Origin of the sequence: Nostoc sp. NMS8 (genome assembly GCF_017115045.1) — a bacterium.
GTDB lineage: Bacteria > Cyanobacteriota > Cyanobacteriia > Cyanobacteriales > Nostocaceae > Nostoc.
Genome location: NZ_JABXKK010000062.1, coordinates 54,213 through 81,032 on the forward strand (window position 1 = coordinate 54,213; position 26,820 = coordinate 81,032).

27 protein-coding genes are annotated in these 26,820 nt (G+C 40.9%); 10 read left to right on the forward strand and 17 right to left on the reverse strand.

Annotated features, from left to right (window positions below; translation table 11 throughout):
* Positions 1-103: 103 nt before the first annotated feature.
* The 6 genes from HWQ39_RS10980 to HWQ39_RS11005 form a co-directional block, all read right to left on the reverse strand.
* Positions 104-631, reverse strand: coding sequence for a R3H domain-containing nucleic acid-binding protein (locus tag HWQ39_RS10980; protein ID WP_292844127.1), 528 nt, complete (start codon positions 629-631; stop codon positions 104-106).
* Positions 628-1,779, reverse strand: a complete 1,152-nt coding sequence (gene yidC / locus HWQ39_RS10985) for a membrane protein insertase YidC (protein WP_292844129.1) — start codon at positions 1,777-1,779, stop codon at positions 628-630. The genes HWQ39_RS10980 and yidC overlap by 4 nt, the downstream gene beginning before the upstream one ends.
* 188 nt (positions 1,780-1,967) lie before the next feature.
* Entirely contained in the window at positions 1,968-2,360 is a 393-nt protein-coding gene (locus tag HWQ39_RS10990) for a PH domain-containing protein (RefSeq protein ID WP_292844131.1), read from the reverse strand.
* A complete protein-coding gene (rnpA, locus tag HWQ39_RS10995) occupies positions 2,347-2,769 on the reverse strand; it encodes a ribonuclease P protein component (protein ID WP_292844133.1) in 423 nt (140 codons plus the stop codon). Before rnpA ends, HWQ39_RS10990 begins: the two co-directional genes overlap by 14 nt.
* A gap of 25 nt (positions 2,770-2,794) precedes the next feature.
* Positions 2,795-2,929, reverse strand: coding sequence for a 50S ribosomal protein L34 (rpmH, locus tag HWQ39_RS11000; protein ID WP_099102484.1), 135 nt, complete (start codon positions 2,927-2,929; stop codon positions 2,795-2,797).
* Positions 2,930-3,083: 154 nt separating this feature from the next.
* Positions 3,084-3,596: a DUF2808 domain-containing protein gene (locus HWQ39_RS11005; protein WP_292844135.1), complete on the reverse strand. Its 513-nt coding sequence runs from the start codon at positions 3,594-3,596 to the stop codon at positions 3,084-3,086.
* 767 nt (positions 3,597-4,363) lie between these two features.
* On the opposite strand from HWQ39_RS11005, the gene HWQ39_RS11010 reads away from it, so the two are divergent.
* The 3 genes from HWQ39_RS11010 (at position 4,364) to HWQ39_RS11020 (ending at position 7,351) form a co-directional block, all read left to right on the forward strand.
* The gene (locus HWQ39_RS11010; RefSeq protein WP_292844136.1) at positions 4,364-5,536 is read left to right on the forward strand and encodes a Re/Si-specific NAD(P)(+) transhydrogenase subunit alpha; all 1,173 of its coding nucleotides are present in this window, start codon (positions 4,364-4,366) and stop codon (positions 5,534-5,536) included.
* Positions 5,537-5,654: 118 nt separating this feature from the next.
* The gene (locus HWQ39_RS11015) at positions 5,655-5,948 is read left to right on the forward strand and encodes an NAD(P) transhydrogenase subunit alpha (protein WP_179066403.1); all 294 of its coding nucleotides are present in this window, start codon (positions 5,655-5,657) and stop codon (positions 5,946-5,948) included.
* A complete protein-coding gene (locus HWQ39_RS11020) occupies positions 5,945-7,351 on the forward strand; it encodes an NAD(P)(+) transhydrogenase (Re/Si-specific) subunit beta (RefSeq protein WP_292844138.1) in 1,407 nt (468 codons plus the stop codon). The genes HWQ39_RS11015 and HWQ39_RS11020 overlap by 4 nt, the downstream gene beginning before the upstream one ends.
* 116 nt (positions 7,352-7,467) lie before the next feature.
* Here HWQ39_RS11020 and HWQ39_RS11025 read toward each other — a convergent pair whose 3' ends face one another.
* From HWQ39_RS11025 to HWQ39_RS11040, 5 genes are all read right to left on the reverse strand, one after another.
* A complete protein-coding gene (locus HWQ39_RS11025) occupies positions 7,468-7,857 on the reverse strand; it encodes a hypothetical protein (protein WP_292844140.1) in 390 nt (129 codons plus the stop codon).
* Between the two features lie 81 nt (positions 7,858-7,938).
* Complete coding sequence (locus HWQ39_RS11030; RefSeq protein ID WP_292844142.1) at positions 7,939-8,277, reverse strand: hypothetical protein; 339 nt, start codon at positions 8,275-8,277, stop codon at positions 7,939-7,941.
* 405 nt (positions 8,278-8,682) lie between these two features.
* On the reverse strand, positions 8,683-8,925 hold the full coding sequence (locus HWQ39_RS11035) for a type II toxin-antitoxin system PemK/MazF family toxin (RefSeq protein WP_366932255.1): 243 nt from the start codon (positions 8,923-8,925) through the stop codon (positions 8,683-8,685).
* Positions 8,922-9,035: a type II toxin-antitoxin system PemK/MazF family toxin gene (locus tag HWQ39_RS34380; protein WP_366932256.1), complete on the reverse strand. Its 114-nt coding sequence runs from the start codon at positions 9,033-9,035 to the stop codon at positions 8,922-8,924. The genes HWQ39_RS11035 and HWQ39_RS34380 overlap by 4 nt, the downstream gene beginning before the upstream one ends.
* Positions 9,036-9,057: 22 nt before the next feature.
* Positions 9,058-9,255 (reverse strand): hypothetical protein, encoded by a 198-nt coding sequence (locus HWQ39_RS11040; protein ID WP_292844144.1) that lies wholly within the window; start codon positions 9,253-9,255, stop codon positions 9,058-9,060.
* Positions 9,256-10,198: 943 nt separating this feature from the next.
* On the opposite strand from HWQ39_RS11040, the gene HWQ39_RS11045 reads away from it, so the two are divergent.
* Together HWQ39_RS11045 and HWQ39_RS11050 are read left to right on the forward strand one after the other, a co-directional pair.
* Positions 10,199-10,840 carry a hypothetical protein gene (locus HWQ39_RS11045; protein ID WP_292844146.1) on the forward strand — a complete coding sequence of 214 codons (642 nt, stop codon included), beginning with the start codon at positions 10,199-10,201 and terminating at the stop codon, positions 10,838-10,840.
* Positions 10,841-10,953: 113 nt separating this feature from the next.
* Positions 10,954-12,264 (forward strand): hypothetical protein, encoded by a 1,311-nt coding sequence (locus tag HWQ39_RS11050; protein ID WP_292844148.1) that lies wholly within the window; start codon positions 10,954-10,956, stop codon positions 12,262-12,264.
* Between the two features lie 158 nt (positions 12,265-12,422).
* Here HWQ39_RS11050 and HWQ39_RS11055 read toward each other — a convergent pair whose 3' ends face one another.
* From HWQ39_RS11055 to HWQ39_RS11075, 5 genes are all read right to left on the reverse strand, one after another.
* The gene (locus HWQ39_RS11055) at positions 12,423-13,217 is read right to left on the reverse strand and encodes a superoxide dismutase (protein WP_292844150.1); all 795 of its coding nucleotides are present in this window, start codon (positions 13,215-13,217) and stop codon (positions 12,423-12,425) included.
* A 419-nt stretch (positions 13,218-13,636) separates the two neighbouring features.
* Positions 13,637-14,200, reverse strand: coding sequence for a 3'-5' exonuclease (locus HWQ39_RS11060; RefSeq protein WP_292844413.1), 564 nt, complete (start codon positions 14,198-14,200; stop codon positions 13,637-13,639).
* A 180-nt stretch (positions 14,201-14,380) separates the two neighbouring features.
* Positions 14,381-14,815 carry a hypothetical protein gene (locus HWQ39_RS11065; protein WP_292844416.1) on the reverse strand — a complete coding sequence of 145 codons (435 nt, stop codon included), beginning with the start codon at positions 14,813-14,815 and terminating at the stop codon, positions 14,381-14,383.
* Between the two features lie 62 nt (positions 14,816-14,877).
* Positions 14,878-16,149 (reverse strand): response regulator, encoded by a 1,272-nt coding sequence (locus tag HWQ39_RS11070; protein ID WP_292844152.1) that lies wholly within the window; start codon positions 16,147-16,149, stop codon positions 14,878-14,880.
* 30 nt (positions 16,150-16,179) lie between these two features.
* A complete protein-coding gene (locus tag HWQ39_RS11075; RefSeq protein WP_292844154.1) occupies positions 16,180-18,066 on the reverse strand; it encodes an ATP-binding protein in 1,887 nt (628 codons plus the stop codon).
* 258 nt (positions 18,067-18,324) lie between these two features.
* Between HWQ39_RS11075 and petN the strand changes: the two genes are divergently transcribed.
* The 3 genes from petN (at position 18,325) to HWQ39_RS11090 (ending at position 21,889) form a co-directional block, all read left to right on the forward strand.
* Positions 18,325-18,414 (forward strand): cytochrome b6-f complex subunit PetN, encoded by a 90-nt coding sequence (gene petN, locus HWQ39_RS11080; protein ID WP_012408302.1) that lies wholly within the window; start codon positions 18,325-18,327, stop codon positions 18,412-18,414.
* Between the two features lie 7 nt (positions 18,415-18,421).
* Positions 18,422-18,583: a hypothetical protein gene (locus HWQ39_RS11085; RefSeq protein WP_292844156.1), complete on the forward strand. Its 162-nt coding sequence runs from the start codon at positions 18,422-18,424 to the stop codon at positions 18,581-18,583.
* A gap of 153 nt (positions 18,584-18,736) precedes the next feature.
* Complete coding sequence (locus HWQ39_RS11090; protein WP_292844158.1) at positions 18,737-21,889, forward strand: GAF domain-containing protein; 3,153 nt, start codon at positions 18,737-18,739, stop codon at positions 21,887-21,889.
* Here HWQ39_RS11090 and HWQ39_RS11095 read toward each other — a convergent pair.
* Entirely contained in the window at positions 21,886-23,328 is a 1,443-nt protein-coding gene (locus HWQ39_RS11095; RefSeq protein ID WP_292844160.1) for an ATP-dependent DNA helicase RecQ, read from the reverse strand. The two genes, HWQ39_RS11090 and HWQ39_RS11095, sit on opposite strands and share 4 nt — an antisense overlap.
* 154 nt (positions 23,329-23,482) lie before the next feature.
* Here HWQ39_RS11095 and HWQ39_RS11100 point away from each other — a divergent pair, with 154 nt between their 5' ends.
* Both HWQ39_RS11100 and HWQ39_RS11105 read left to right on the forward strand, forming a co-directional pair.
* Positions 23,483-23,920: a GNAT family N-acetyltransferase gene (locus tag HWQ39_RS11100; RefSeq protein ID WP_292844162.1), complete on the forward strand. Its 438-nt coding sequence runs from the start codon at positions 23,483-23,485 to the stop codon at positions 23,918-23,920.
* 132 nt (positions 23,921-24,052) lie between these two features.
* Entirely contained in the window at positions 24,053-26,509 is a 2,457-nt protein-coding gene (locus HWQ39_RS11105) for a HEAT repeat domain-containing protein (protein ID WP_292844164.1), read from the forward strand.
* Positions 26,510-26,820: the final 311 nt, after the last annotated feature.

Genomic DNA, 26,820 nt, shown 5'->3' on the forward strand with positions numbered 1-26,820 from the left:
ATAGTTATGAGTTTTCAATTAACTCCTAACTCTGACAATTTGAGATTTTGAATTTTGGATTTTGGATTGAATAAAAAATCTAAAATCCAAAATTGAACGACTCCTAACCCTCAACTCCTTCCAACGAAGCTGGACGGACAACCAGATGACGATGCGGTTCTTTACCGCGACTGAAGGTTTCTAAATCTCCAAATTCCTTCAAGAAGGTATGGACTTGGCGCCGTTCAGCAGAACTAAGAGATTTGATTTCCACTTCTCTACCAGAAAAGCGCACTTCATCGGCTGCTGCTTCTGCTAATGCGCGAATTTCGGCTTCTCTTTTGACGCGGTAGCCATTCAACTCAATGGTGTAAGAGGCTTGTTCCTCTGGGGGTTGACTGAGGTTTAGAACCGAATTTGCTAGATACTGAATCGCATCTAGCACAGAACCATCAGCACCAATTAATACCTGGATTTGTTCTGAGGTTAAATTAGTTTGGTCAATTGTCAACCAGTAGTTATCTGGTTCCGGGGAATCGCCCTCTTGAGATTGGGCAGTTTCTAAATGACCCTGAATCTCAGATGGTATTCCAGTGAGTTCTAGCAGTGTTTTTAACCACTGCTGGCCTCGCTGCATTGAAATGTTGCTCATGATCCCCCTGTAGCCTTTTTCTTGGCACTTTTTGGTTCAAATGGGAGTGCCTTTTGTTCTGTAACTGTGGCTTCTTTCTCCTGGGTTTCCACGATTTTTTGCAGTTCTTCTGGTAGAGGCTCGCGGGAGAGAAGATAAGTTTGGGCGGTTTGGAATATATTACCAATCACCATATACATCAGCACTCCAGCTGGCAGAGGGAAGAATAAAAACATCCCAGAAAAGATGACGGGAGTGATTTTGTTAACTGTATCCTGCTGCGGATTGCCACCACTGGAATTTTGCCCAGAAAGCATTTGGCTAACATAAAGGCTGATTCCAAAAAAGACGATCATGGCGACGATATCCCAGTGGATTGTGCCATCTGGATCTTGTGCGCCAACCCTGCCTAAAGCATCAATGAATAGAAAGCCTTTTTCTGCTGCTAGTCCGGGAATTGTTCCTTGAATACTAACTTCTCCCGGTTGCAAGGCTTCTACATTGCCCTGGGCATCAATTTTTATCTTATCTTCACCTTTGGTAATTTTCCAATCAGGAATCAGCTTATTTTCTGGGTGTTCTGCTAAAAGTACCTGAAATGGTTTACCTTCAGTAGTCTGATACTGTATCTTGGTTTGTTCTCCAACCGCTAGTTTAGTACCGCTGGGAATGATTGCAGCTACTTTAACGTGTTCCCCATCGGCAACATAAATATTTTGAGGAGCAGTAGCAAAGGCTTGCGGTTGAATTTGTTCGATTTGTTCTGCGGGAAGAATTTGCAGGTTAACGCTGTAGCTTGCACTTGCAAAAGGTGAACCCCGCAAAGTGGCAAACAGCGCTAATAAAACCGGCATTTGTACTAGTAATGGAAAACAACCTGCCAAGGGGTTGCCAAATTCTTTTTGAACATTGACCATTTCCTCCTGCTGCTTTTGCGGTTCATCCTTATAGCGCTCTTTGATTTCTGCCATCCGCTTCTGCATCAGAGGTTGTACAATTCGCATCTTCCGCATGTTGCGAATTGAGCCAGCACTCAGGGGATAGAGCGCGAAGCGGACTATCAAGGTCAAAGCAACGATCGCTAATCCGTAGCTAGGCACTATACCATAGAAGAAATCTATGATTGGCAGCATCACGTTGTTCGAGAGAAAGCCGATACCAAAATCCATTATTCTGAATTCAACCTGAGGTACTGTAAACTGAGTCTAATTTATCTAAATACATGATTTGTCGGCGACTATCTTTCGCTACGGATAGCCGCACATTTAAATGGGGAAGGTGGGGCCCCCTCTGGGGATAAGGGGTAATGGGGATTGGGCATTGATTCTTCCATCTCCCTAATCTCCCCCTACTCTCATCACTTGTTGGCAGCAGCGCTATATTCGGGATTTTTCGCCGCAATTCTTTCGTTGATGTAGTCATAGACTTCCCGAAAGTTGGGAATTGCACGTAATTCGAGACGACTGCCATTTTTTAGGGTGATAGCCATATCTCCCCAAAAGCCAATGCCACGGGGGACTTTGACGATTTTGACAATTTCTGAATAAATTACGTCAGTGCGATCGCGCCCTTGCCAACCTCCAATCACCGTAATTCGGCGATCGGTAATGCGAAAACGCAGCCACAATGCCCTGACAATTGCCCCGACTGTTAATGGTATGCCAACAACAGTTAGCCCAATCAACAGGTTGATAATTAAATCCCCAACGTGGGGGCCACCTTCATAATAGACATCTTCACGAATTCCCATCGAACACCTCAGCTTGTGCCAACAACTGCTCTAATTCTTGCAGAAATTGTGGGCTTACGCACTTAGATTCTGCTGCTGTGGGTTTGACAATGACCACTAGCCGCCATCCTGGTGATAATTTTGGTAATAAATTGTGTAAGGCAGCAGTAATTTGCCGCTTGATTCGGTTGCGAACTACTGCCCTTTTGCTGACTTTTGTGCTTATGGAAATCCCAAATTGCGTGCTGGCAAGATGTGCTGAGTCAGTTGCTTGTGTAGTCTGATTGACAGTATCTAATGCAGGTTTGATTGAATGCAGCGGTTTTAAGGCTCTTAATGTTAAATAAGAGCCATGACGCCGAATTCCTTCCCGGAAAACTGCCTGGAAATCCTTTCGGGATTTTAGCCGATTTGCTTTGGGCAAAGCCACAGATGCTCTTTTAGCTTGATATTCCCTAAACGCTCAAACGGTGACGCCCTTTTTTTCTTCTGGCGCTAATCACGTTTCTTCCATCTGGTGTCCGCATCCTAGCGCGAAAACCAGAGGTTCTTTTTCTCTTACGGCTAGTACCGCCCAGTGTTCTTTTCATACTCTTCTCCTCTTAGGTGATTTTTATAAAAACTCACAATCTCTAATTGTATCACTTTCTTAGAAAATTGGGAATTGAGAAGAAGCAGAGGCGCAGGGGGGAAAACTTTTCTCCCTTGCTCCCTGCTCCCTGCTCCCTTGCCTCTTCTCTGCTCCTAACTGATGCTCAAAATCCATGTTCCCAAATAACGCAGCAGTGGCACATCGCCAGGGGAGAGGACTTGACAGTTAAAATAGTAAACTCCACCGAAGGATGGGTTTTGTACGTTAGATAAAACTAACTCAACCTTACTACCTGCTGGCACAGGCTCTTCGGGAAAAATATTAATCAGCTTACCTTCTTTGTCCCACTTCACTTCCGAAAGCTTAACGGCTTTGCCTTTGACTCGGACTTCAATGTTTTTCGGGTCAAAAGTTCCTTTGTAATAATCGGGGTAGGTAATCGCAAATTGACCAACTGCCAATTTCATTTTTTGGGCTGGAATCCTCAATATGTATCGATCCCAACCATTAGCTTGTCCACCAAAATCTAACCGAAAAGGTAGCTGGTTCTCGCCTTTGACGCCGCTAAACAGGGTTAATCCAGGTAAACTTTGTGCCCAAGTCAGGGCTGGTAATCCCGTAACCAAAAAGCTAGTCACGGCTAAAGCAGAAAGTAAACGTCGCATAATTCGGGCTTCCTCTTACCAAAAGATAAATCTGTTATCTAAAATAACTGTGTGTTAGTATTCTTTACTAAACTTTACTACTGACTTCCTAACAATGGACGTTTAATTGTAATAAAAAGTGCCATTTTCTCCAAAGTTTGCTTAGTAGTAAAATTACTTAGTATTAAATTCAACTTAGGATATTAAATTTACTTCATTACCCTTGTAAAGTCTTGATTTGATTAGTTTAGTTGGTCTAAATTTGAACTAGATAGAAACACAGTTGGGATTAGATTGTATTTCTAAATATGTATAAGTGTATCTAAATTTGATAATTTTGTTATAAAAATTGAGCCGCGCCATCAGCGATCGCCAGTTAAGTTGAGATAAATTGATTAAAATAAGTTGGAATGAAAGTCGTAATCATTAAAATTTAATTGGGAAATTATCAAGCTTTCAAAATTCTGTCAATATTACTCTATAAGAAAGGAATACCAAAATTTCTCAATCCCGAAAACAAGCTGAAGATAAAGATGCAAAATTTGGGAATCAATTTAGGATGTGCAATACGTAACCCTGTTTGCAACTATCTGAAAATATGACATCTGCAAGCGGTAAATTCAGGCTTTGCCTAAAGAGCTAAGAGTGGGAGAGGAAAGATTTAAGGTTCAATCTACAAGTAAAAGTCATGGCTGATATTGCTGCCTAAGTACTATGAGCGTAAAACACCCATCGTCTGGACAATCGCTTACTTGGCAGAGATTAAGTATTTATCTTCAGGAGATTTCATGAGAATAGCAGTTGCTAAAGAAATTGAAGTTTGTGAACGTCGTGTGGCATTAATTCCTGACACCGTTGCCCGATTGGTAAAACAAGGTTTGGAAGTGTGGGTAGAAGCAGGTGCAGGAGAGCGATCTTTTTTCAGCGATCCTGACTATGAAGCAGCAGGAGCCACAATTATCAGCGATACTGCCAAATTATGGGGCGAAACAGATATCTTACTGAAAGTCAGTCCACCACAAGAACGAGAAGATGGACGCTCAGAAATTGATTTGTTAAAGGAAGGGGCTGTTTTACTCAGTTTCCTCAATCCTTTGGGAAATCCTGTTGTAGCACAGCAATTAGCAAATCGGAAAGTCACAGCCTTGAGTATGGAAATGATTCCCCGTACTACCAGGGCGCAAAGTATGGATGCTTTGTCCTCGCAAGCTTCATTAGCAGGTTACAAAGCAGTATTAATTGCCGCAGCTGCGTTACCAAAATATTTCCCGATGTTAACCACAGCCGCAGGTACGATCGCACCAGCGAAAGTATTTATTATGGGCGCTGGTGTCGCTGGATTGCAAGCGATCGCTACCGCCAGACGTTTGGGAGCAGTGGTAGAAGCCTTTGATATCCGTCCTGCTGTTAAAGAAGAAGTGCAAAGCTTAGGGGCAAAATTCGTTGAAGTTAAATTAGACGAAGAAACCGTCGCCGCAGGTGGTTACGCCAAGGAAATTTCTGAAGCTAGCAAACAACGCACTCAAGAAGTTGTCGCTGAACACATTAAGAATTCTGATGTGGTGATTACTACTGCTCAAGTACCTGGGAGACAAGCACCACGACTAGTTACAGAAGAAATGGTGGCACAGATGAAACCCGGTTCAGTGATTGTAGATTTGGCTGCTGAACAAGGTGGTAACTGCGCCTGTACCGAACCCGGCAAAGATATTGTTTGGAATGGTGTAACAATTATCGGCCCCATCAATCTCCCATCATCGATGCCAATTCACGCCAGCCAATTGTATGCCAAGAACGTAACTTCATTGATGCAACTGCTAATTAAAGACAAAGCTTTACAGGTGGACTTTGGCGACGACATTGTTGATGCTGCTTGCGTTACCCACGCAGGTGAAATTCGCAATCAACGAGTACGGGATGCGCTACAAGCTTTGAATACTCAACAACAGGCGGTTAATTAGGGAATGGGAAGTAAGAATTTAGATTTTAAATTTTAGATTGAAATTTAATCCAAAATTTAAAATCCAAAATCCAAAATTGAATCGCCCCATTCCCATTTACACAAGGAGTTTTGATTTCATGACAGAGGCATTACTTGCTGCTTTGTTTGTATTTGTTTTGGCATCTTTTATCGGCTTTGAAGTCATCAACAAAATACCACCGACTCTACACACACCCTTAATGTCAGGCTCAAATGCGATTTCTGGCATTTCGGTACTGGGAGCAATAGTTGCTGCTGGTGCTAGAGAAACGAATGTGTCGGTAATTCTCGGTTTGATTGCTGTGGTATTAGCAACAGTCAACGTTGTGGGTGGTTTTTTAGTGACAGACAGAATGTTGCAAATGTTCAAGAAGAAGGAGATTAAGGCGTGAGCGACTTTTTACCAACTGGCATTCAGCTGACGTACTTAGTCGCTGCATCGTTATTTATTCTGGGCTTGAAAAAGCTGGGATCGCCTGCTACAGCGAGAAACGGTAATCTCGTCGCGGCTGTGGGGATGCTACTAGCAATTGTGGCGACAATGCTCGATCAACATGTGTTGAACTACGAGATGATATTGTTGGGCTTGGCGATTGGATCGGGAATTGGTGCGATCGTTGCCTACAAAGTCCAAATGACTGAAATGCCCCAAATGGTGGGTTTACTCAACGGTTTGGGCGGTGCGGCTTCGGCATTAGTAGCCGTTGCCGAATTTTGGCGATTATTGGATAGTTCTCAAGCAATACCCCTAGATGTCAACATTTCCATACTATTGGACGTGTTAATCGGTGGTGTTACCTTCACCGGTAGTTTTCTCGCCTTTGCCAAATTGCAAGGTTTAATTAGCGGTTCCCCGATTACATTTCCATTCCAGCAACCATTTAACCTCCTGCTTTTGGGTGCTTATATAGTAGGTAGTGCCTACTTAATCATCACACCAGATAGCTTACCCATATTCTTGGGAGTGGTTGGCGTTTCTTTAGTGTTGGGCGTGATGTTCGTCATCCCCATTGGTGGCGGCGATATGCCAGTGGTAATTTCGCTGTTGAACTCGTTGTCAGGTGTGGCGGCGGCGGCTGCTGGGTTCGTGGTGATGAACAATATGTTAATCATCGCTGGTGCTTTGGTAGGAGCATCTGGCTTAATCCTCACCGAGATTATGTGTAAGGCGATGAACCGCTCGTTATTTAGTGTTCTGTTCAGCGCTTTTGGTACAGGATCTACTTCTGGTGGTGGTGCTGCTAGTGGTGGTGCAACGGATCAAACCGTCCGCAGCATTGATCCTGAAGAAGGGGCGATGATGTTGGGTTATGCCCGTTCTGTGGTAATCGTACCTGGTTATGGTATGGCAGTTGCCCAAGCACAACATAGCGTCCGGGAATTGTCAGATCAGTTAGAAAAAATGGGCGTTGATGTTAAGTATGCCATTCACCCCGTTGCTGGAAGAATGCCGGGACACATGAATGTATTACTTGCAGAGGCAAATGTGCCTTATACGCAGTTGTACGATATGGATGATATTAATCCCCAGTTCGATCAAGCTGATGTCGCTTTAGTAATTGGGGCAAATGATGTTGTAAATCCGGCGGCGCGAAGTGATACAAATAGCCCGATTTATGGTATGCCGATTTTGGAAGTAGATCGGGCAAAGCAGACAATTGTAATTAAGCGCGGGATGAGTACGGGTTTTGCCGGTGTAGATAATGAGTTGTTCTACAAGGATAAAACTACGATGCTTTTTGGTAGCGCGAAGGATATGGTGGCGAAGTTGGTTTCGGAAGTGAAGCAACTTTAAGAGAAACGAACCGCAGAGGGCGCGGAGTAAAGAATTTAAAGAGTTGGCTTGCCTTCAGATTTAAAAATCTGAAGGTAAGTTTTTTAGTCAAACAAGGAATCTGAAAATTAGGGTAATCAATTTGAATTAAGCCAAAAAGCTCCAATATGATGACCATCTAGGTCTTTTACAGAAGTAGTATAACAGTTGTTTTCTCTTAAGCCTGGTTTTTCAATTTCAGTAGCTCCATTTATTATGGCAGCCACAAAAAATCTATCTACAGCACTCTGATTTTTAGCTGGGAAACTAGACAAACTAGTAAAAAGTTGGGTAGTTCCTGAAGGATAGTCTGGGGTTTCAATAATTGACAAAACTTTTGAATCTTCGTCAAAACAATATTGTGCTTCTCTTCTACCATTTGCTTCAAAGTTATTGCATCGAGTAAAATCTAGTGCTGTCATTATAGCATCATATAATATTAAGCTGCGCTCAAAATCAGATACGAATAACACAGGAGATGTGTTCATTATAAATCTCATTTTTTGTTTTCTATGTCAACTTATTTAATCGAAATCCTGCAAAACCAAAACTTTTTGGGAGAGACAACTTTAAGCTAAATCCTTATTGCATTGAGGACAATGATAAATTGAGGCATTAACATCTGTGCTGAAAGCCATATTGCAAAAAGGACAAATAGCCATAGGATGATGGCATTGTTCACAGCCTATAACATCAATAGCATTTGTTGCACTAAGTAAATCTACAAAAGATTTGCCTTTAGTCCAAAAAGTTTTAGTCACTTCAGAAAATATGGCAAATGCAATATTAGTATCAAAGTACTGGTGATTAAAAAGACGCTCTTTTTGACATATAGGGCATACTCCTTTCCATACAGATTCCAGTCTTTTACCAGAACCTTCATGCAAGGTAAGTTTTACGATAGACATTAATACACCTGACTCTCAATTTTACGTTTTTTATTATACTTCATGTAACTTCGGAAGTCCTTGTAGCTTTCTTAGCGATCGCCTGAAAAATCTCTACAGTGCGATCGCCCCTCTTCTTCCTCTGTGCCTAGAAAGGTTCGTTAAAAGAGTGATCGCCTGAAAAATCTCTAAAGTGCGATCGCTCCTTTTTTTCCTCTGTCTGCTCTGCGCCTAGAAAGGTTCGTTAAAAATAGCGATCGCCTGCAAAATCTTCAGCGTGCGATCGCTCTTTTCTTCCCTCTGTCTTCTCTACGCCTCTGTAGTTATTTAAAAAGAGCGATCGCCTGCAAAATCTGCACAGTGCGATCGCCCTCTGCTTCCTCTGTGTCCTTTATGCCTTGAGTGGTTCGTTAAAAAAAGCGATCGCTAATATATTGGGTGAGAAATATTTAAGACAACAGCTAATGCTTGACAAACAAGTTGCATTTCTGAGTCAGAGAGTTGACCTAGTTTTCTAACTAATCTTGTTTCTGAAACTGAACGTATTTGAAAAGTATCTATACCAGAAACTTTAGCTAAACTGTTCTCTGTGCTTGGTTCCAGCCGCACCATCCAAGGTCTAACAGCATATCTTTCTTTCCAATCCGTAACTGGGACAATGACCTTCAAAGGCAAAATTCCAAAGCATCATCATTTACTATGATACAAGGGCGTTTTTTGCTAATTTCTGTCCCTACTGTTGGATCTAAATTAACTAACCAGACTTCACCTCTATACATAATTTCCTGAGTTGTGGAAGTCTTAATCTGGATAGTCGCAAAAGTCTTCTCCTTGTAAGTCAGAGAATGTATCTAATTCACTACCAGGTGCATAATCTGCAATAGCTGTCACAGCCGCTAGTGTTAATTGGCGTTTTTGCTCATCTTTGGTAAGTGAGTTTTTTTCTTGAAGAACTAATTGCAGGGCTGACTCAGCTATCTTCAGGCGATCGCTTTGCAATTTCCCGCACTTAGTATATATTTATAACATTGTTCTAAGTACTTCCCTTTGTCTGCTATCCGGGGCGATCGCACCATGTCAATAAGATTGAAATATTATCAATAAGTCTAATAATCTCATTAATCCTTGCTTACCGACAAAGATTTTAGCGTTGGCGTAGCTCGGCTTAGTAATCATTTTGAGACTTGAAAAATAAATAAAACTGGAAATACTGATTTTTTGTTGCTTCTTAGGGTTGGTTGCGATTGAGAGTAATTTAGATGTGTTTACCCTGTATATCTCGCCTATTTGCCATGAAATTTAATGAAGAGGTGGTGACAATTGCCAGTGTACAACTTTGATAACTGTCCACAATACTGTTGCACGTCTCAAGCTCATGGTAATATTATTTTACTGTCAGGGAGATATTATTTTATACATTAAATTGCAACCATGCTGAAACAACTAGTTAAGTGTGCTGCTTCCAAAGAGGAAAAAATTATTCGACCTATCCAGGAAATCAACGAAAGCGCCAATTTGTAAGGCACGGAGCTTTTGGAAATTTGCTTATATAAGGTACTAAAGAGCTAAATAAAGCCTTTTTAGGAATCATGTTAGCCAGCTAAAAAGGCATAAAACTCTTTTAGAATGGCAAAAAATTAGACAAGAGTAAATAGAAAAATTTTGACACAATGTCAACTGTTTTTTGTATATGTAAAAATATCAAAAAGCCCGATTTATGTTGTCAACAATACATGAATATTGTGTGTTTTATTTAGATATTGATTATTTTTGTATTTAGTTACCTATATATAAAAGTTCTATTTGATTGATGAAAACTTAAGCTACCTCTAGCAAATGAGGCAAATACTTAAATTCAACAAATGATTTAGGACTGCTAGATCAATCTTGATTTAGTAAAAAATCGATTATTAACAACGTAACTAAGAGTAACAGGAAAAACATGAATATCATTGTTAGTTTGTTTGGAGCGATCGCTCTCCAAGTATCTTTTTTGGCTGCCATGTCTAGTATGGCAATGGCTGATGACAGACCTCTACGCGTCCGTCTTCGGGAAAATCATGCTGTTTCTCAACCGAAAGCAACACAGAGGATTTGCTCTTTAGATCCCATTGAGGACTTATTGCCTCCACCACAGACTAAGACAAATAACTCTTTCCTTTCTTACCTTGCTGAACAGGGTTTTACACAGAATAAAGAGGGTTCTTGGGTCTGCTATGCGAACGATCCTAAAAAAGAAGGGCGTTACTTTACTCTATTTAAGGTTAAACAAGTTGATAACAGGCTTATAGCAAGCTCTTTCCTTGATGAGGGGAGTCTGATTCAAGGGCAGGAAAATCGTAGCTTGGACTTCTTTATGATGCTGATTGAGCATCATACGAATACTACTCAAGAGAACCGTCAAGGTATCCGTAGATATTTAGAAACCTTCGTTTCCTTAGTAAAGCAAGGGAAGATCAAACCCACACGTCGGGGGTTTCTTTTCGACCAACCAAACCGGGGATTGGTCTTGTATCACTCACTCTCATCAGGAAATCTCAAAGGTACAGGAATCACGATCAACATTTATTTACCTAAGAGTTGAATTGGGGACTGGGGACTGGGGACTAGGGGAGATAGAACTTGAAGTATTCACATCAAAGACTCATTGATTTCCCAATCCCCAATTAAATCGTTGTCGTTTAGTGGAGGTGCATCTTGCCTAAATCAATTGTTCAAAGAATTGCGATGTCGAAAGCGAGTCGGTTTGCAGCGATCGCATTTTCATCTGTTGCAGTAGTACTCACTACATGTCAATCTGCTTTTGCACAGTTAAATGTTGGACGCTATGGTATCCAACAAGGGCTGGAGTCTGAGTATCTCCAGTACCAACTCAATAACCAGAATTTGAATCAGATGCGAGTCATTCCTGCATGTGATGTGGGATTTGGTCTGACCTGCAATAAAACAGGATCGGTAATCCAACAATTAGTAGAGTTAAATAACGGAACTAGTTATCAAAATCTCCTGATGCGAGCAGCCGGTGGTGAGAAAAACTTTCAGAATTTCGCTAGCTTCTACGGCAATAATCCTAATCTCTCTGCGGTGCCTTACGCCTCATTTTGGAGAAACGCATCTCCCGCAATCATGGATGGATCTCAATACCTTCTTGGACAACCTTTTGGTCGCAATCCAGTAGAAGGACTCGGACTTGTAACTAAGCAGTTCTACTGGGCACCATACTCAGGAGTAGATAACTCAGTCAGTCTCCGCAATGGATTACTAGACCTAAAATTGTCATACGGACGACTGCTGTTTGAAGAGGCCTCGAAAATTTCCAATATTAAGGAGCAGATTCAATCTCTAGGTCTATCGCCGGAGATGACAAATTTTTATTTAAATAAAATCTCTACAGGCTTGGATGCATTGAGTTCTGGAGATCAGAACCAACTCCAACAGAAGATTTTTGAAGTACTATCCTTTCCATACTCCGAAGACGGTGGGGAACTCGGACGCCCCAATAACGGGATTCCACAAGAATTTAATCAGATATTAGGAGAAGATATTGCCGGAGATACTTTACTAAGTGACAATCCAGTACCGTTGGATGGAGAAACAATTGCTTTCGATGGTTTCCCTGGTTCTGATGGAGATGTTTTGACACCCGACAATTCTGATTCATTTCCACTAGGGCCAATAATCGGAGTTGCAGGTCTTGGTTTAATTCTGCTTCTACTACTGAGTGGTGATAGTTCTTCAGCTAAATCATCAGTTTCTTTAGGAAATACACCTTCTCCAACAAATACACCTTTGTCTCTCACCAACAAAGGTGAATGCGATCTGACTCCTAGTGGTAATGGTTCCGATCACACACAGATCATCGAGATTCCGTGTAATGTTACTCCTAAACCCCCTACGGAAGTGAGAAAAGTAGTGGAGCCATCAATGATGAAAGCGCTTATATTGCTAATTGTTCTACTATGTATAGTGCGTTATAAACAGCAGTCTTTAAAAACTCGTAATTCATAATTATGTTACGGGGATTTAGAATTTATCTAAACAAAGCTACCTCCATAGTTAGCTCTGTTTAGATGTCTATAAGCGGTTTGGCATTCTTGACAGTTATTCCTATATCCCTTTGGGGATTTTGCTACGCATAGCCTCCCGTAGAGAAGAGAAGCTTACCGTTAGCGTGGCGTTCCCAAGGAAAGATATCGCCTGTTAATCTGCGGCCAATTCACCACATTCCACCAATTATTCAAATACTCAGCCCGACGGTTGCGATATTTCAGGTAATAAGCATGTTCCCACAAATCATTACCGATAATCGGATATGAACCGTCCGTAATCGGGTTATCTTGATTTGCTGTAGTGACAATCTGGAGTTGATTTTGGGGGTTACGTACTAGCCAAACCCAACCACTACCGAAACGAGTAGTACCCGCTGCATTAAACTGTTTTTTAAAGGCGTCAAAACTGCCAAAAGTTCGGTTAATTTCTTGAGCGATCGCTCCTGATGGTTCTCCTCCACCTTGGGGACTCATCAGTTGCCAAAAAATCGTATGGTTGAGATGACCACCAGCGTTATTACGTACCTTTGTCCGAATATCTTCAGGTACGCTGTTCAAATCCAGTAGTAAACTTTCAACACTTCTTTTTTGCAAATCTGGATACTGCTTCAATGCGTCATTTAAGTTTTTGACATAGGTGGCATGATGTGCATCATGATGCAATTTCATCGTTTCTGCATCAATAGCTTTTTCTAGTGCCCCATAAGCATAAGGCAACGGTGGTAGCTGTGCTGGAGAAGCACTTAATGACCTATTAGGATAAGCTACAGTGGTAAACGATCTAGCAGCTGTTGGTGTTGGTGTAGAAGATTGTGCCTCAGCTATTAGTACTAGTTCATGAGAACTTAGCAGAATTGTCAAAATGATTGTTGTGAAGAAAAAAACTATTGTTTTTCCCCAAAATTTTATCATAAATTGCGGCCTCAAAATCAATATTATTGGCTTCTGATCTGATCGTAGACTGTTGTTTTGCAGCTAAATCAAGCCAAATAATACGTATATTACCTCAGTTGTCAGGTAATTAGAGCAAAAATAAAATAGCTAATGCCATTTTGGATTTAAGATTTAAGATTTTGGATTGGGAATCGCCTTCTCTGTCTGGGTTCTATTAATCCATCTGTCGTAATCATTTTTCAAATTAGTATAAACTTTTATTTTGTTAAATCTATAATTCAAACCTTGTAACCAAAAAGTTTCTTTGTTAAGAATAATAATAGTTCTGTTATGTGTGGGCGTCTCGCCTGTATTTTATGAACATCTTGTCTACACCATAATAGCTAAATACTATCCACTACTTTAGCTAGGCTACACAACTAAGAATTTTCGATTATTCAGCTTAGTTGTTTGTTTTTCATCTGTCTGTAGATAGCTGCAATGTTGCGGGCATCATCAATACCACGATGGTGTGTGCCTTTTAATTCTATTCCCAACTCATTGAGAGCCTGTGCCATACCAAATTTTTTAGACACGCCAAGATATTCTGAAAATTTCTCTTTGATATTTATGTGTTCTGAAGTAAAAGGATAAGATAAATTATGAAACGCGCAATCTTGAATAAATTGCTTTTTGTCGTAATTACCCCAAGAACAAAAAATATGGTTGGGAAATGAATAAATCCATTCTTTTAAGCGAGAAATTGCCTCTAAAAATTTTGGTGCTTCGTCAACATCTTGCTGGCGAATACTAGTCAATTCGGTGCAAAAATCTGTCAGTTGGGCATGTCTCACAGGTTGGATGAATTGCTGAAATTCAGAATCAATTTCCCACGTTGTTCGATTGAGCATCACCGCACCAATTTCGATGATTTCCATTTCGTGACGGGGAATAGTTCTACTGTTACAGCACGTAGCTTCAAGATCGATTATCAAATAATAGTGGGATATTTTAGTATTCATATCATGTAATTGGGTATTGATAATTATCATTAGTTATACTATTCATACGTATTTTTTGGAAGATACGTAAATTACTGTAACTTTATTGTATTTATTGTAATACAATGACGTGATGCTTACAGTCTTTTTTATCTATTTGAACCACAACCCTCTACCAAACAAGAACTTGACAAAGAGAATTTAGATTGATGAAAAAGGTTTAACCCAACGGAATTGAATAGCGAGATCAAGAGCGATCGCAGCCAACACAAACCACAATAAACTTTCTGCCGCCAATATCAAAAAAGGCCAAATCGTGCTATTAGAATTCCAGCCAAGTTCTATCTGAGTTAATCCCCGCACCAAGCCAAAAGCCAATACACCGCCAGCTTTGAGTTGAGGATTTTGATCTGAGCGAATGATATAGCGGTAGGTAACACCAAATAGGAAACCAATAAAAGTTGCGATCGCACCACTTACCCACAAGTGCCAATTCACATCACTTTGCAGACTTACGAGTGTCTGAAAATACTTCGCTAGTACAAAAGTATTCAAAAGACTGGCGATAGCGAAGGCAGAAAATAGGGAAAAACCTCCAACTATTCCAGCCTTGAGGGATTCTAGGCGCTCTGCCATTAATTGAGAATCTAAAGTTGCCTTCACTGCTTCAATAAACTTACTCAAATAATTGTAATTAATTAAATGCTGTCATCGGGCATTTTGATGATAAATTCGGTTCCCCCACCTGGTTGAGAATTTACTTCTAATACACCGTTGTGTTTTTCTACAACTATTTCATAAGCGATCGACAAACCAAGTCCAGTACCTTTACCAACAGTTTTTGTGGTAAATAACGGCTCAAATAAGCGTTTTTTCAGCCGTTCAGGAACACCAATTCCATTATCAGCAATCCGAATTATAATCAATTGTTCCGAATCTATTTCTGTAGTAATTTTAATCCGAGGAATTAGATTACTGATTTTGCCTTGTATGATAGCGTCATCAAGGGCATCAACTGCATTTGCCAGAATATTCATAAATACTTGATTCATCTGTCCTAAATAGCAGTTTATATGTGGTAATACACCATAATTTTTAATAACTTCAATCTGGGGACGATCGCCATTAGCTTTAAGGCGGTGTTGCAAAATCATGAGTGTACTATCTAATCCTTGGTGCAAATCAGCAGAAATTTTTTTATCACTATCTGAGCGACAGAAGTTGCGGAGTGAATTAGAAAGGTTTTGAATTCGTTCGCTTCCTAGCTTGAGTGAGTTCAAAATTTTTACCATATCTTCGAGAACAAAGTTTAGATCCAAGTCCTCAATAGCAGTGGCAATTTTAGCTGTTGGGTTTGGATACTCTTGTTCATACAGTAGAAGCAACTTAGTTACTCCGGCAATGTATTCTTGCAAAGGTGGAATATTGCTAGAAATAAAGTTGACGGGGTTATTGATTTCATGGCCAATCCCAGCGATTAACTCTCCGAGTGTTGATAGTTTCTCTTGCTGCACTAGTTGGACTTGGGCTTGTTGCAAAGCCCTAGTGCGATCGCTAACTTGTTGTTCCAAAGATTCATTGAATTGTTTAAGTTGTAAATGCACGCGCACTCTAGCAATAACTTCCTCTTGTGCAAAGGGTTTCGGGATATAGTCTACTGCACCAAGGGAAAATCCCTTCGTTTTGCTCTCTGTATCTGCTAAGGCAGTGGTGAAAATAATTGGAATGTTTTGGGTGACAGGATTGGCTTTGAGACGACGACAAGTTTCAAATCCGTCAATACCTGGCATTTGTACATCCAGCAAAATCAACTCTGGTTGATTCCGTTCGGCTTGAGCGATCGCACTTTCACCATCGACTGCAACACGGAAACGAAAACCCTCACTATTGAGCGCTTCACATAGGAGAGATAAATTTGTTGGATTATCATCCACAATCAAAATAAATCCAGTATTTTGCTTCTTGTTCATGATCCATTTAAAAGTAAAATTCAACTCAAATTAATTGATGTATTGTTCAACAAAAGTTTCCAAGCGTTTGAGTTGGAAATTACTAGCAAGCTGGCTCAGATGTTGAGTAAAAATGTTTAGTTTTTCATCAGATGCAGAAAGTTGTTCAGCCAGTTCCAAAACTTTTTGAATATCGCCGTCTTGGATGAGTTCGAGTAACTGTTGTAAAACCTCATTGGCGGGATAAATTATCTCATTTTTTTGATCCATATCACCTGCCTGATTTTTTTGAATCGCGTCTACCTTGCCATCAAAAATCCATTCCAGTTGCAAAAACTTCCGTAGAATTTCCAATAGCGCTTCAGCTTCTACAGGCTTTGGTAGAAAGGCATCTGCACCTAGATCAATGCTCTTATATTGGTCGGCTGCAAATACACTTGCTGATGAAGCAATGACAGTAATATCTTTAAACTTTTCAGATTTACGCAAACGACTAATAAATTCAAATCCATCCAATATAGGCATCACTAGGTCAGTGATAATCAAGTCTGGTTTATGTGCTATAGCCTGTTCCCAACCTTCCTGACCATGACTAGCTTCTACAACAATAAACCCAACTGGCTCTAGTAAATTTACAATTACCGATCGGTTTTCCCATTTGTCATCTGCAATCAAAATGGTGCGGCGTTGTCCCTGATAACCAATAATAGTTCCCTGCTCAACTATTCTCGAAACCTTTGCCCAGTCTTTAGATTCTGAGAATTTTGCTTCAAACCAGAAAGTACTACCCTTGCCAAGTTCACTTTGCACCTGAATTTGACCACCCATCAACAACACAATTTTTTGGCTGATTGCTAATCCCAAACCTGTACCTTCCGATTGTCGTTTCTGATTTCCGACTTGCTCAAAGGGCTGGAAGATTTTTTCAGCTTGTTCGGGGATTATACCTGTGCCAGTATCTATCACCTCAAAGCGAATTTTGTAGTTAGTTTTTTCATTAGTCTTTAATTCTTTCTCAATGACTTGAACCTTGAAAGTGACATTGCCTTGATTAGTAAATTTAATGGCATTACTAAGTAAATTAATCAATACTTGTCGTAAGCGTTTTTCATCACCATGAATACCTGTTGGCAAATTAGGATCGAGTTGGACATCAAAGGCAATGACCTTTTGTTCTGCTCGGATGCGGCAAATTTCAGTCACACTATCTAGAAAGGAAGGTAAGAAGAAATCAACAGAATGCAGTTCCAGTTTTCGAGCTTCTATCTTGGAGAGATCCAGGACATCATTAATTAAGGTTAAAAGATGAGAACCACATTGATAAATAATGCCGACTCCTTTACGTCCTTTTTCACTTAAAGATTCTGTGCGTTGGAGAATTTGGGTATAGCCAAGGATGCCGTTGAGGGGTGTGCGTAGTTCATGACTCATATTTGCAAGAAATTCACTCTTTGCTTGGCTGGAGTTTTGAGCGATTTCTTCTGCAAGGCGTAGTTCTTTCTCGATGCGCTTGCGTTCGACAATTTCAGTTGAAAGCACTCGATTGATCGCTTCTAATTGGGAAGGGCTAGGTAGCGTCAGAGCTTGAGGCATGAGATCAATTAACGCGAATGCCGTATATATTGAAATAATGGCAGTTAGAGCTTTTAAAGCACCTGCAATCCAATAATCTGGATGCCAAAGCGTCCAAATTTCCATCAAATGTCCAGTACCGCAGGCAATGATAAAAGCACCAAATAATAGAAATACTCCATTAAAAGGAACGTCTCTGCGTTTGTAAATAAAGTAAATTAATAGGAAAGGAATTGAATAATAGGCAAGAGCGATCGCGGCATCAGAAATAATGTGCAGCCAAACTAATCCAGTTTGCCAGAGATAACAATGTCCGTGGGGAATAAAATCGTTAGTTTGGAAATAATTGTTGAAAAATGTCGGCATGATACTAAGGGTTACGAGATTTGAAATATATACCCATTGCCCTAGTATTCCCAAATCATCAATTGAAAAAGCGCGATCGCTACTTTTTTACATTCGTCTTTATAATTACGTAAAGTAGGAGGGTATCAATAAAAGATAGTGTCTCCTTGGCGTGGGATCGCCAAAGTTCCAATGTCATTAGATAAAAAATCTGAGCCTGCCCAATCCCTGTATGATAAATATTAGGAAACCTTTTGTAATTACTTGAAAAGTGGGACTATGGAGATTTTGACACTAGGTTGGGTATCGCTGTTAGTTGTGTTCACTTGGTCAATTGCAATGGTAGTGTGGGGACGTAACGGACTGTAGAGGCATTGTGGAAAGTCCATTTTTGAGTATTTTAGCTTTAGTAGCCGTACTGCTACTCGTAGTAGTCACTGGTGGTATTGGTTATTTAACCCTGGCAGATTGGCGCGATCGCCGTCGCCGAGATGAAGAGAAACGCACCACCCGCAGCGCCCCTCCTAAGCGGCGATAATTCCTTTGTGGTTGAACAATCTTTTTGTAGGGACATGATATTATCGTGTCCCTATATTGTTTTTTTGACATTCCCAGGAAATAACTGTTACCTTTGCGATCGCAACGGGAATCATGAGATAGAAGACTTTCAATACTTAAAGTCCCACTGGGAATGGAAAACTCCTCTACTACTCAACCCATAGAACCAAATTCAGAACAGCAACAATCTCATTCAGATGTGACATTCTCTCTCCGTCAGAATGAGCAACAAAAAGCCTTGTCTGGAGTTATTGCCCATATTCGGGAATCTCTAGATATAGAAACCATCTTCAAAATTACAGTCACCGAAGTACGTCAGCTGATGAAAAGCGATCGGGTTGGCGTATTTCGTTTTTATCCTGAGTTGGCATGGGAAGGGGAATTTATCTATGAAGATGTGGGAACAGAATGGGGTTCAGCACTAGCAGCCAAACTATCTGACCGCTATTTTGCTGAGGAGTTTGCAAGACTCTATCGGCAAGGTCAGATTAAAGCAATTGCTGATATATATCAAGCTAGTGTCAGTGATTCTTACCTCCAGATGCTAGAAAGATTTCAAGTTCGTGCCAACATAGCTGCCCCCTTGATGAAAGGTAAAGATTTATGGGGCTTGTTGTGTATTCATCAGTGTAGTAGTCCTCGCCAATGGGAAGCGTCAGAAATTGAGTTTGTGCAATTGATCGCCGAACATCTCGAAGTTGCCTTGCAGCAAGCAGATTACCTAGAACAAGTAAAACTACAATCGGCAGAACTAGCACAAGCAAAAGCCAGAGAAAAAGCAGCCGAATGGCAGAAAACCATAGCCATAACCATTGAGAAAATTCGTCAGTTCCTAGATTTAGAAAACATTTTCCACACAACCACCGGAGAACTTAGGCGGCTGCTAAATGCCGATCGCGTCGCCATCTACCGCTTCAACCCCGATTGGAGTGGTGAATTTGTGTTTGAATCAGTAGCAGAGGGTTGGATTTCTCTCATCCATGAACAATCGCAGCGCCCGGAATTGAAAGAAAACGTCAGTGAATGTAGTGCTAAAGATTTAGCTAAACCCCCCGTTGCTGATACTTACTTACAAGATACAGAGGGTGGTAGTTTTAGTAAATGTGAAGTTTACCGTGTTTGTAATGATATTTACAATTCAGGCTTTAGCAACTGCTACATTAAAATCTTAGAGATATATCAAGCCAGAGCTTATGTAATTATTGCCATTTACCACGGTCAAAAGCTCTGGGGGCTGCTAGCAGTGTATCAGAATGCTACAAATCGTGATTGGCAAAAAGATGAGGTTTACTTGCTTACCCAAGTGGGCACTCAATTAGGTGTAGCTTTGCAGCAAGCAGAATTTATCCAACAAATGCAGATTCAAGCCGCAGAGATTAGCAAAGCTGCTGAAAGGCAAAGGGCGCTGGCAAACACCGTAGAAAAAATTCGTCAGTCTCTTGATATTGAAGCCATCTTTAAAACCACTACTCAAGAAGTCCGTCGGCTATTGGAAGTGGAACGAGTCGCAATTTATCGCTTCTATCCTGATTGGAGTGGCGAATTTGTGGCTGATTCTATTGTTGATGGCTGGACACCAGTGGTTAAGCCGCAGCCTGTAACCGAACGCATTCTTGTACAGGGAACGAAAGCAGGTAAGTATGCACGTAATGAAGTTTTTGTCCCAATTTCTCAGGGCGAAAAGCTGTGGGGATTGCTAGTAGCTTATCAAAATTCCCAGCCCCGTTATTGGCAAGATGAAGAAATCAATTTGCTAGCACAAGTTGGCATTCAATTGGGGGTAGCATTACAGCAAGCTGAGTCCTTGAAACAGATGCAGGTGCAAGCCCAAAAACTGGCTAAAGCCGCGGAACGAGAACGGAAAGCAGCCCAAAGGGAAAAGGCTTTAGCCACAACGGTGGAGAAAATTCGCCAGTCTCTTGATATTGACACCATCTTTGCTACCAGTACAGAAGAAGTCCGGCGGCTATTGGAAGTCGATCGAGTGACAATCTATCGATTCGGGGCTGATTGGAGTGGGGAATTTGTTGCTGAGTCCCTAGCCCAAGATTGGACAGCAGTCAAGGATATTATTGTACCTGCGATGTCTACGACGGGCTACGCCTACGCCAGTAATTACTTGCAAGAAATCCAAGGCGGAGATTTTACTAATAGTAAAACTCTTGTTATTAAGGATATTTACAGTACCGATGATTCTATTCCTTATCTTGCCCTAATAGAGCTAATGGAGGCTAGGGCATATATGATTGTGCCGATTTTTCAGGGTGAGAAACTTTGGGGGTTACTAGCAGCTTATCAAAATATCAAACCCCGTGATTGGCAAGAAGATGAAGTAGATTTGCTGATGCAAATTGGTACTCAGTTAGGAGTAGGGCTTCAGCAAGCGGAATTACTCGAACAAACTCAACGTCAAAAAGAAGAAATCACACAGACTCTTAAAGAATTACAGGACACTCAAAGCCAGTTAATTCAAAGTGAGAAAATGGCAGGCTTAGGGCAGTTAGTTGCTGGTGTAGCACATGAAATTAATAACCCGATTAGTTTTATTTATGGCAACATCACTTATGTTACAGAACATGCGGAAAATTTATTGAAATTACTACACCTTTATCAAAAACAGTATCCCAAAACAACAGGAGAAATTCAAAAGCAAGTAGCAGCATTAGATTTAGATTTTATTAGTGATGACTTTCCTAAAATTCTGACTTCAATGAAGATAGGGGCAGATCGAATTTCTCAATTAGTCTTGTCGTTACGAAGCTTTTCTCGACTTAACGAAACAGGAATGAAGCCAGTAGATATTCATGAAGGCATCGATAGTACTTTGCTAATTTTACAACATCGACTGCAACCCGAGACTAATTCTTTTGTGATTGAAGTAGTTAAACAATATGGTGAAGTACCTCCAGTAGTCTGCTATGCAGGCCAGATAAATCAGGTATTTATGAATATTCTCAACAATGCGATCGATGCACTAGAAAACTCAGCAACTAGTAGAAAAAAAATTCAAAATCCCAAAATTTGGATTCGTACAGAAGTCATAAAAGAGAATACTATTCTGATTTGGATTGCTGACAACGGTTGTGGAATTCCAGAGAGGATGCGATCGCGTATTTTTGAACCTTTCTTTACCACCAAACAACCTGGACAAGGCACTGGTTTAGGGTTATCTATTAGCTACCAAATTATTGTCGAAAAACACGGTGGTAATATCAAGTGTGTTTCTGAAGCTGGTAAGGGCTGTGAGTTCTGGATAGAAATTCCAATGAAACGGACTGTTAGTTAACAGCAATTATCGCAATGTCCGCAACGCCAGTTAGCTGCTTCTTTGTCAAAACCAAAAGCGTTTAACAAAAATTGCCAACGACACTGCTTTGTAGTCAGATATTGCTGCATCTGTTTGGCGGCGTGTAATTGCGTCGGTGGCTGATTTCCGGCTTTTTGCCCAATCGTGTAATGAAAAGGGTCAAGCCAGTTTAACTGACCACTGCTGTGGAGTAAAGCCAGTGCCGTCGCACCTTCAGGAAATTGTCGAGTTACTGCACTCACTTCTCCCTGTTTTGGTAATTTTTTCACAAGTTGCTGCGCTATTTGTTGCTGCGATCGCATTTGTTCTTGAAAAAACTCCTGTCTTTGCTTATCCCCTGAATCTAACCACCCCGTAGGTTCACTTACCAATGTCAACGCTTCGGCTGGTTTCCCATCCCTTCCAGCGCGGCCAATTTCTTGCACATATTCAGATAGCAGATGCGGCGCGTGAAAATGTGCCACCCAGCGAACATCACTTTTATTTATCCCCATACCAAACGCACAGGTACACACAACAAAGGGCATTTTGCCACTTAACCAGCTTGCTTCTACTTCACGGCGTTCTGTTGCACCCAATCCCGCATGATAGCTAGCTGTGGCATAACCCATCTCTGCTAACCATTCAGCTAAATCTTCGCTATCTCTCCGAGTGCGAACATAAACTAATCCCGATTGTTGCGGTCTATTTTGAATAAACTTTAATAATTGTTGTTTTCTACCTCGTGGTGTCCAAGCAATGCGAACGCTAGGATGCAAATTCGGACGGTAAGGATTCAAGCGAAAAATCTCTGGTTGCTGTAATTGTAAAACTGTTTGAATAATTTTTTGGGCTGAAGGGTCAGCAGTAGCGGTAAAAGCGGCGATACTAATTTTTGTTCCCGGTAGTTTTGATTTTAGCAATGCCGGACGCACCGCCCCTAATCTGCGATAAGCTGGGCGAAAAGTATCACCCCACTGCACTAAACAATGAGCTTCATCCAAAATTAAGCCATTAATTTGCAATTTTGGTTGAGATAATTTTTCCCACACTGGCGGACTGAGTAAAGTTTCTGGCGATAAATAAAGTAATCTTAGCTGTTGACGTTCCAAAGCTTGCAGAGTTGTACGGCGTTGGAATGAAGATAATTCACTATGCAAAAGTGCTGCTTTTTGACCGCTTTGTAGTAGTTCCTGTACTTGATTTTCCATCAACGCCACTAAGGGCGAAACTACCAAGGTTAGTCCTGTTTGTAGAAGTGCAGGAAGTTGAAAACAAATCGACTTCCCGCCACCTGTGGGCATAATAATCAGCGCATCTTTTTGTGCCAATAAACTGCTGACAATTTCTCCCTGTGGCGGACGAAAATCTTCATAACCCCAGATTTGTTTGAAAGCAGCGAGGACTTCTTGCCAAGATTTTGTTGTAGGCTGATTCATAATCAATGGTAGATGCACCCATATCCTTGAATACTGAATATAGCCTTTGTTATCCAGCTAATGGTTCAGTAATTTCATCATTTGACACTACAAAACCATTGACCCCAAAAATGAATTATAATTTTTCAACCTATTAAATAAAAGATGTAGCAAGATGAATGAGGAATTAAAACATCGATTTTACATTAACACCGATAAATCTAAATTAGATATTCAAATGATTCATGATTTTTTACAAACTTCCTATTGGGCTGAAAATATCCCGTTAGCCACTGTTGAAAAGTCAATAAACAATTCTTTATGTTTTGGAATTTATGAAGATAATCAACAAGTTGGCTTTGCGAGAGTTATTACTGATTATGCAACTTCCGCGTTATTAAAAGATGTTTTTATTCTGGAGCCTTATCGAGGACATGGTTTAGGAAAATGGTTTGTAGAATATATTTTGGAATATCCAGAATTGCAAGATGTTCAAAGATGGATGTTAGGTACAAAAGACGCTCATGGACTTTATCGACGTTATGGATTTAAAAATTTGACAGAACCGGAAAAAATCATGATGCGTTTAAATCCCAATGCTAATCAAGCTTGAGCAAAGCGGGAGCAAACCAGTGCGTAGGCGTAGCCCGTCGTAGACATCGCTAACCCGCATTCACAGTTAGATTACAATCTAAGTGTAGTTTCTCTGACTGGAGTTGTTCATCGGGTAATTCAATCCGATTCAATGACAAAGCACACCAGACAAGTATTACTTAGTGCGCTCAAGGTGGTTGTCTTATGCCTGACACTGTTCCTACTATGCACAAGCAATAGTTGGGCGCAAATCACTACTGACAGCAAAATTGCTCCCCTGATTCAGAAGCTAATAGATAACGATGCCCACATCAGTAGCATTGCCGCAGATGCCTTAGTTAATATTGGTTCGCCAGCAGTACCGTCTTTGATTGAAGCTTTGAAAAATCAGGATATTAATCTTCGTTGGCACGCCGCTTCGGTTTTAGGAGATTTGGGTGCAGAAGCAGCACCAGCAGTTCCAGCCTTATGTGCGGCATTGCACGATGAGGATGGACAAGTCCGCCTGTACGCCACCTTAGCTTTAGGAAATATCGGTACAGCAGCCAAAGCAGCAGTTCCATCGTTGATGGCGGCATTACAAGACAAGGAGCAATTCGTTCGGATTTATGTTCCTTCTGCACTCAGAAAAATTGGTGTAGAAGCGAAAGTAGCTGTCCCAGTATTAACTGCTGCCTTAAAAGATCATAACCCCACTGTACGTTACAATTCAGCCTACGCTCTGGGTGCAATGGGTACAGAAGCAGTATCTTCTGTCCCGAATTTAATTGCCCTGTTGAATGATAACCAGTTTTACGTGCGTTTAGGTGCTATCAAAGGTTTAGGAGGAATAGCAGCAGGCTTTCAGGATAAAGCAAATGCTTTACCTACCTCCAAGTTGCAGAAAGTCATCTCAGACTTTGAGCAGGTATTAATAACTATACAAAAATACAAAGACAAATTCACAGAGACGGACATTAAGCTGATACGTCGCCCTCTAAATGCCTTGAAAGCAGAAAAAGAAACTCGCCTCTTTGATAGAGTTCTAGAATGGCTATCTGGGCATAAATTACTCTTAGGAATTGCCGCCTACCTGATCTTATTACCTTCCGTGTGGTTAATTCTCTTACGATTAGCCCCTTTATGGTTGTTGAAAATTAACAACGCCCTCAAACCCTACACAGATTTTTCTCTCCCATTTATCAGCGTTAATGTACCTCTGCGATATGTGTTATTTGTTGGCTGGTTTCATTACCATCCCAGAGTATTAGATGCGTGGGTAGCTAAATATATCAAAGCAGCCCGCGAACAATTTCCCAAAAAGGATACATTTAGCAGTCGCGCCTGTTACATTCCCATTCCCGTTGTTCTGGATGGTACAACAGTTCCCCAACTGATGTATGAGAATTTGCGCTCAACTTTTGAGAAACAACGTAGCTGCCTAGTAATTGGCGGCGAAGGGGGTGTAGGTAAAACCAGTTTAGCGTGTCGAATCGCTGGATGGGCAATGGCTGAGGATAAAGACCAACAACTCTGCAAACATTTGATGTTACCAGTGCTGTTAGAAGAAGAATTTCGGGTAACTGAAGGTAAGTCGCCGCTTTTATCAGCTATCAGAGGACAGTTGCAAGCTTTAATTGATGAACCAGAGCCGATTTGTCAAGAATTACTCTTACGTTTGCTAAGAAAGAAACGCATTCTAGTGATTGTAGACCGTTTCTCAGAAATGAATGCAACTACACGAGAAGCAATTGAGCCGGAATCGCCAGAGTTTCCAGTGAATGCATTGGTGATTACTTCCCGAATTGAGGAAAAGCTGGGGCGGGTTAATAAGACGATAATTAAACCTCTGCGGATTGAGGCTAATAAACTATCGTCCTTTATGGAAGCTTATCTCATGCAGCGAGGTAAACGCGATCGCTTTACTGACCAAGAATTTTTTGACGCTTGTAACCGTCTTTCTCTGATGGTCGGTCAAAATAATATCACTGTCTTGCTGGCTAAACTTTATGCTGAACAGTTAATCGCCAGTAAAGACGTTACATCGAATATTTCTGCGTTGCCAGAGAATATTCCTAATTTGATGCTGGGTTATATCAATGAACTCAATCGTGATGTTACAGACAATCAATTTGATGACCGCACTGTTCATCAAATTGCCAAAACCATCGCCTGGGAATGCTTGCAGCAAAGTTATCAACCAGGAACCGCCAAGTGTGCCGATGCTATTGCTGCATTAGCAAATTTGGGTATTGATGACCCCGAAGTACACCTCAATTATCTGGAAAAGCGCCTGTACCTAATTCAAACTATCGGTTCTGCTAAAGATAGAATCCGTTTTTGTCTTGACCCTTTAGCTGAGTATCTTGCAGGTTGGTATTTAATCGAATTATATGGGAATAACGATGGTAAATGGCGATCGCATTTTTTCAAAAAGGCAGATGATTTAGTCAAAACAGGCACACCAGATGCCATAAAAGGCTTGTTGTTGGCGGTGCGAGATTGCTACTTATCTGAGGTTCAAAATAGCAAAGAAACGGACTTTGTACCCCAGAAGTTGGGTAAACTAGCTGGGTTTACACCTTCTGTTAATACATCAGCTACAACTGTGCAAACATTAATACCATGAATATAGGATTTAGCTCTGTACGAATTTACGATATTGTTATGTGTGAGTCATACCATATTCGCAGAAAGACGCGATAAATCGCCGTCTCTACAGAGAATGTATTCGTCAATTATCCCTTGACAGACGACTATTTACGACTTGTGTGTACACCGTAGCCTTAGCAAGAGGTTGGGGTGCAATGACTGTGGGAATCATCACTAATTATGCGGACATGATATCATTCCCAAGTGTATATTTTATTTTCTGGAAGTAGCTGATGTAAAGAATAATTACTAGATAACCTGACTATGTACTTGATAGTGATAATTTCT

Coding starts and splice junctions, on each gene's coding strand:
- HWQ39_RS11030 (WP_292844142.1), bottom strand. CDS start 8,277: ATGTCTATCGTAAAACTTACCTTGCATGAAGGTTCTGGTAAAAGACTG.
- HWQ39_RS11055 (WP_292844150.1), bottom strand. CDS start 13,217: ATGATAAAATTTTGGGGAAAAACAATAGTTTTTTTCTTCACAACAATC.
- HWQ39_RS11010 (WP_292844136.1), top strand. CDS start 4,364: ATGAGAATAGCAGTTGCTAAAGAAATTGAAGTTTGTGAACGTCGTGTG.
- HWQ39_RS11100 (WP_292844162.1), top strand. CDS start 23,483: ATGAATGAGGAATTAAAACATCGATTTTACATTAACACCGATAAATCT.
- HWQ39_RS11045 (WP_292844146.1), top strand. CDS start 10,199: ATGAATATCATTGTTAGTTTGTTTGGAGCGATCGCTCTCCAAGTATCT.
- HWQ39_RS11005 (WP_292844135.1), bottom strand. CDS start 3,596: ATGCGACGTTTACTTTCTGCTTTAGCCGTGACTAGCTTTTTGGTTACG.
- HWQ39_RS11095 (WP_292844160.1), bottom strand. CDS start 23,328: ATGAATCAGCCTACAACAAAATCTTGGCAAGAAGTCCTCGCTGCTTTC.
- HWQ39_RS11075 (WP_292844154.1), bottom strand. CDS start 18,066: ATGCCGACATTTTTCAACAATTATTTCCAAACTAACGATTTTATTCCC.
- HWQ39_RS11070 (WP_292844152.1), bottom strand. CDS start 16,149: ATGAACAAGAAGCAAAATACTGGATTTATTTTGATTGTGGATGATAAT.
- petN (WP_012408302.1), top strand. CDS start 18,325: ATGGAGATTTTGACACTAGGTTGGGTATCGCTGTTAGTTGTGTTCACT.
- rpmH (WP_099102484.1), bottom strand. CDS start 2,929: ATGAAAAGAACACTGGGCGGTACTAGCCGTAAGAGAAAAAGAACCTCT.
- HWQ39_RS11105 (WP_292844164.1), top strand. CDS start 24,053: ATGACAAAGCACACCAGACAAGTATTACTTAGTGCGCTCAAGGTGGTT.
- HWQ39_RS11060 (WP_292844413.1), bottom strand. CDS start 14,200: ATGAATACTAAAATATCCCACTATTATTTGATAATCGATCTTGAAGCT.
- HWQ39_RS11090 (WP_292844158.1), top strand. CDS start 18,737: ATGGAAAACTCCTCTACTACTCAACCCATAGAACCAAATTCAGAACAG.
- HWQ39_RS11015 (WP_179066403.1), top strand. CDS start 5,655: ATGACAGAGGCATTACTTGCTGCTTTGTTTGTATTTGTTTTGGCATCT.
- HWQ39_RS11065 (WP_292844416.1), bottom strand. CDS start 14,815: ATGGCAGAGCGCCTAGAATCCCTCAAGGCTGGAATAGTTGGAGGTTTT.
- HWQ39_RS10990 (WP_292844131.1), bottom strand. CDS start 2,360: ATGGGAATTCGTGAAGATGTCTATTATGAAGGTGGCCCCCACGTTGGG.
- HWQ39_RS11025 (WP_292844140.1), bottom strand. CDS start 7,857: ATGAACACATCTCCTGTGTTATTCGTATCTGATTTTGAGCGCAGCTTA.
- yidC (WP_292844129.1), bottom strand. CDS start 1,779: ATGGATTTTGGTATCGGCTTTCTCTCGAACAACGTGATGCTGCCAATC.
- HWQ39_RS34380 (WP_366932256.1), bottom strand. CDS start 9,035: ATGTATAGAGGTGAAGTCTGGTTAGTTAATTTAGATCCAACAGTAGGG.
- HWQ39_RS10980 (WP_292844127.1), bottom strand. CDS start 631: ATGAGCAACATTTCAATGCAGCGAGGCCAGCAGTGGTTAAAAACACTG.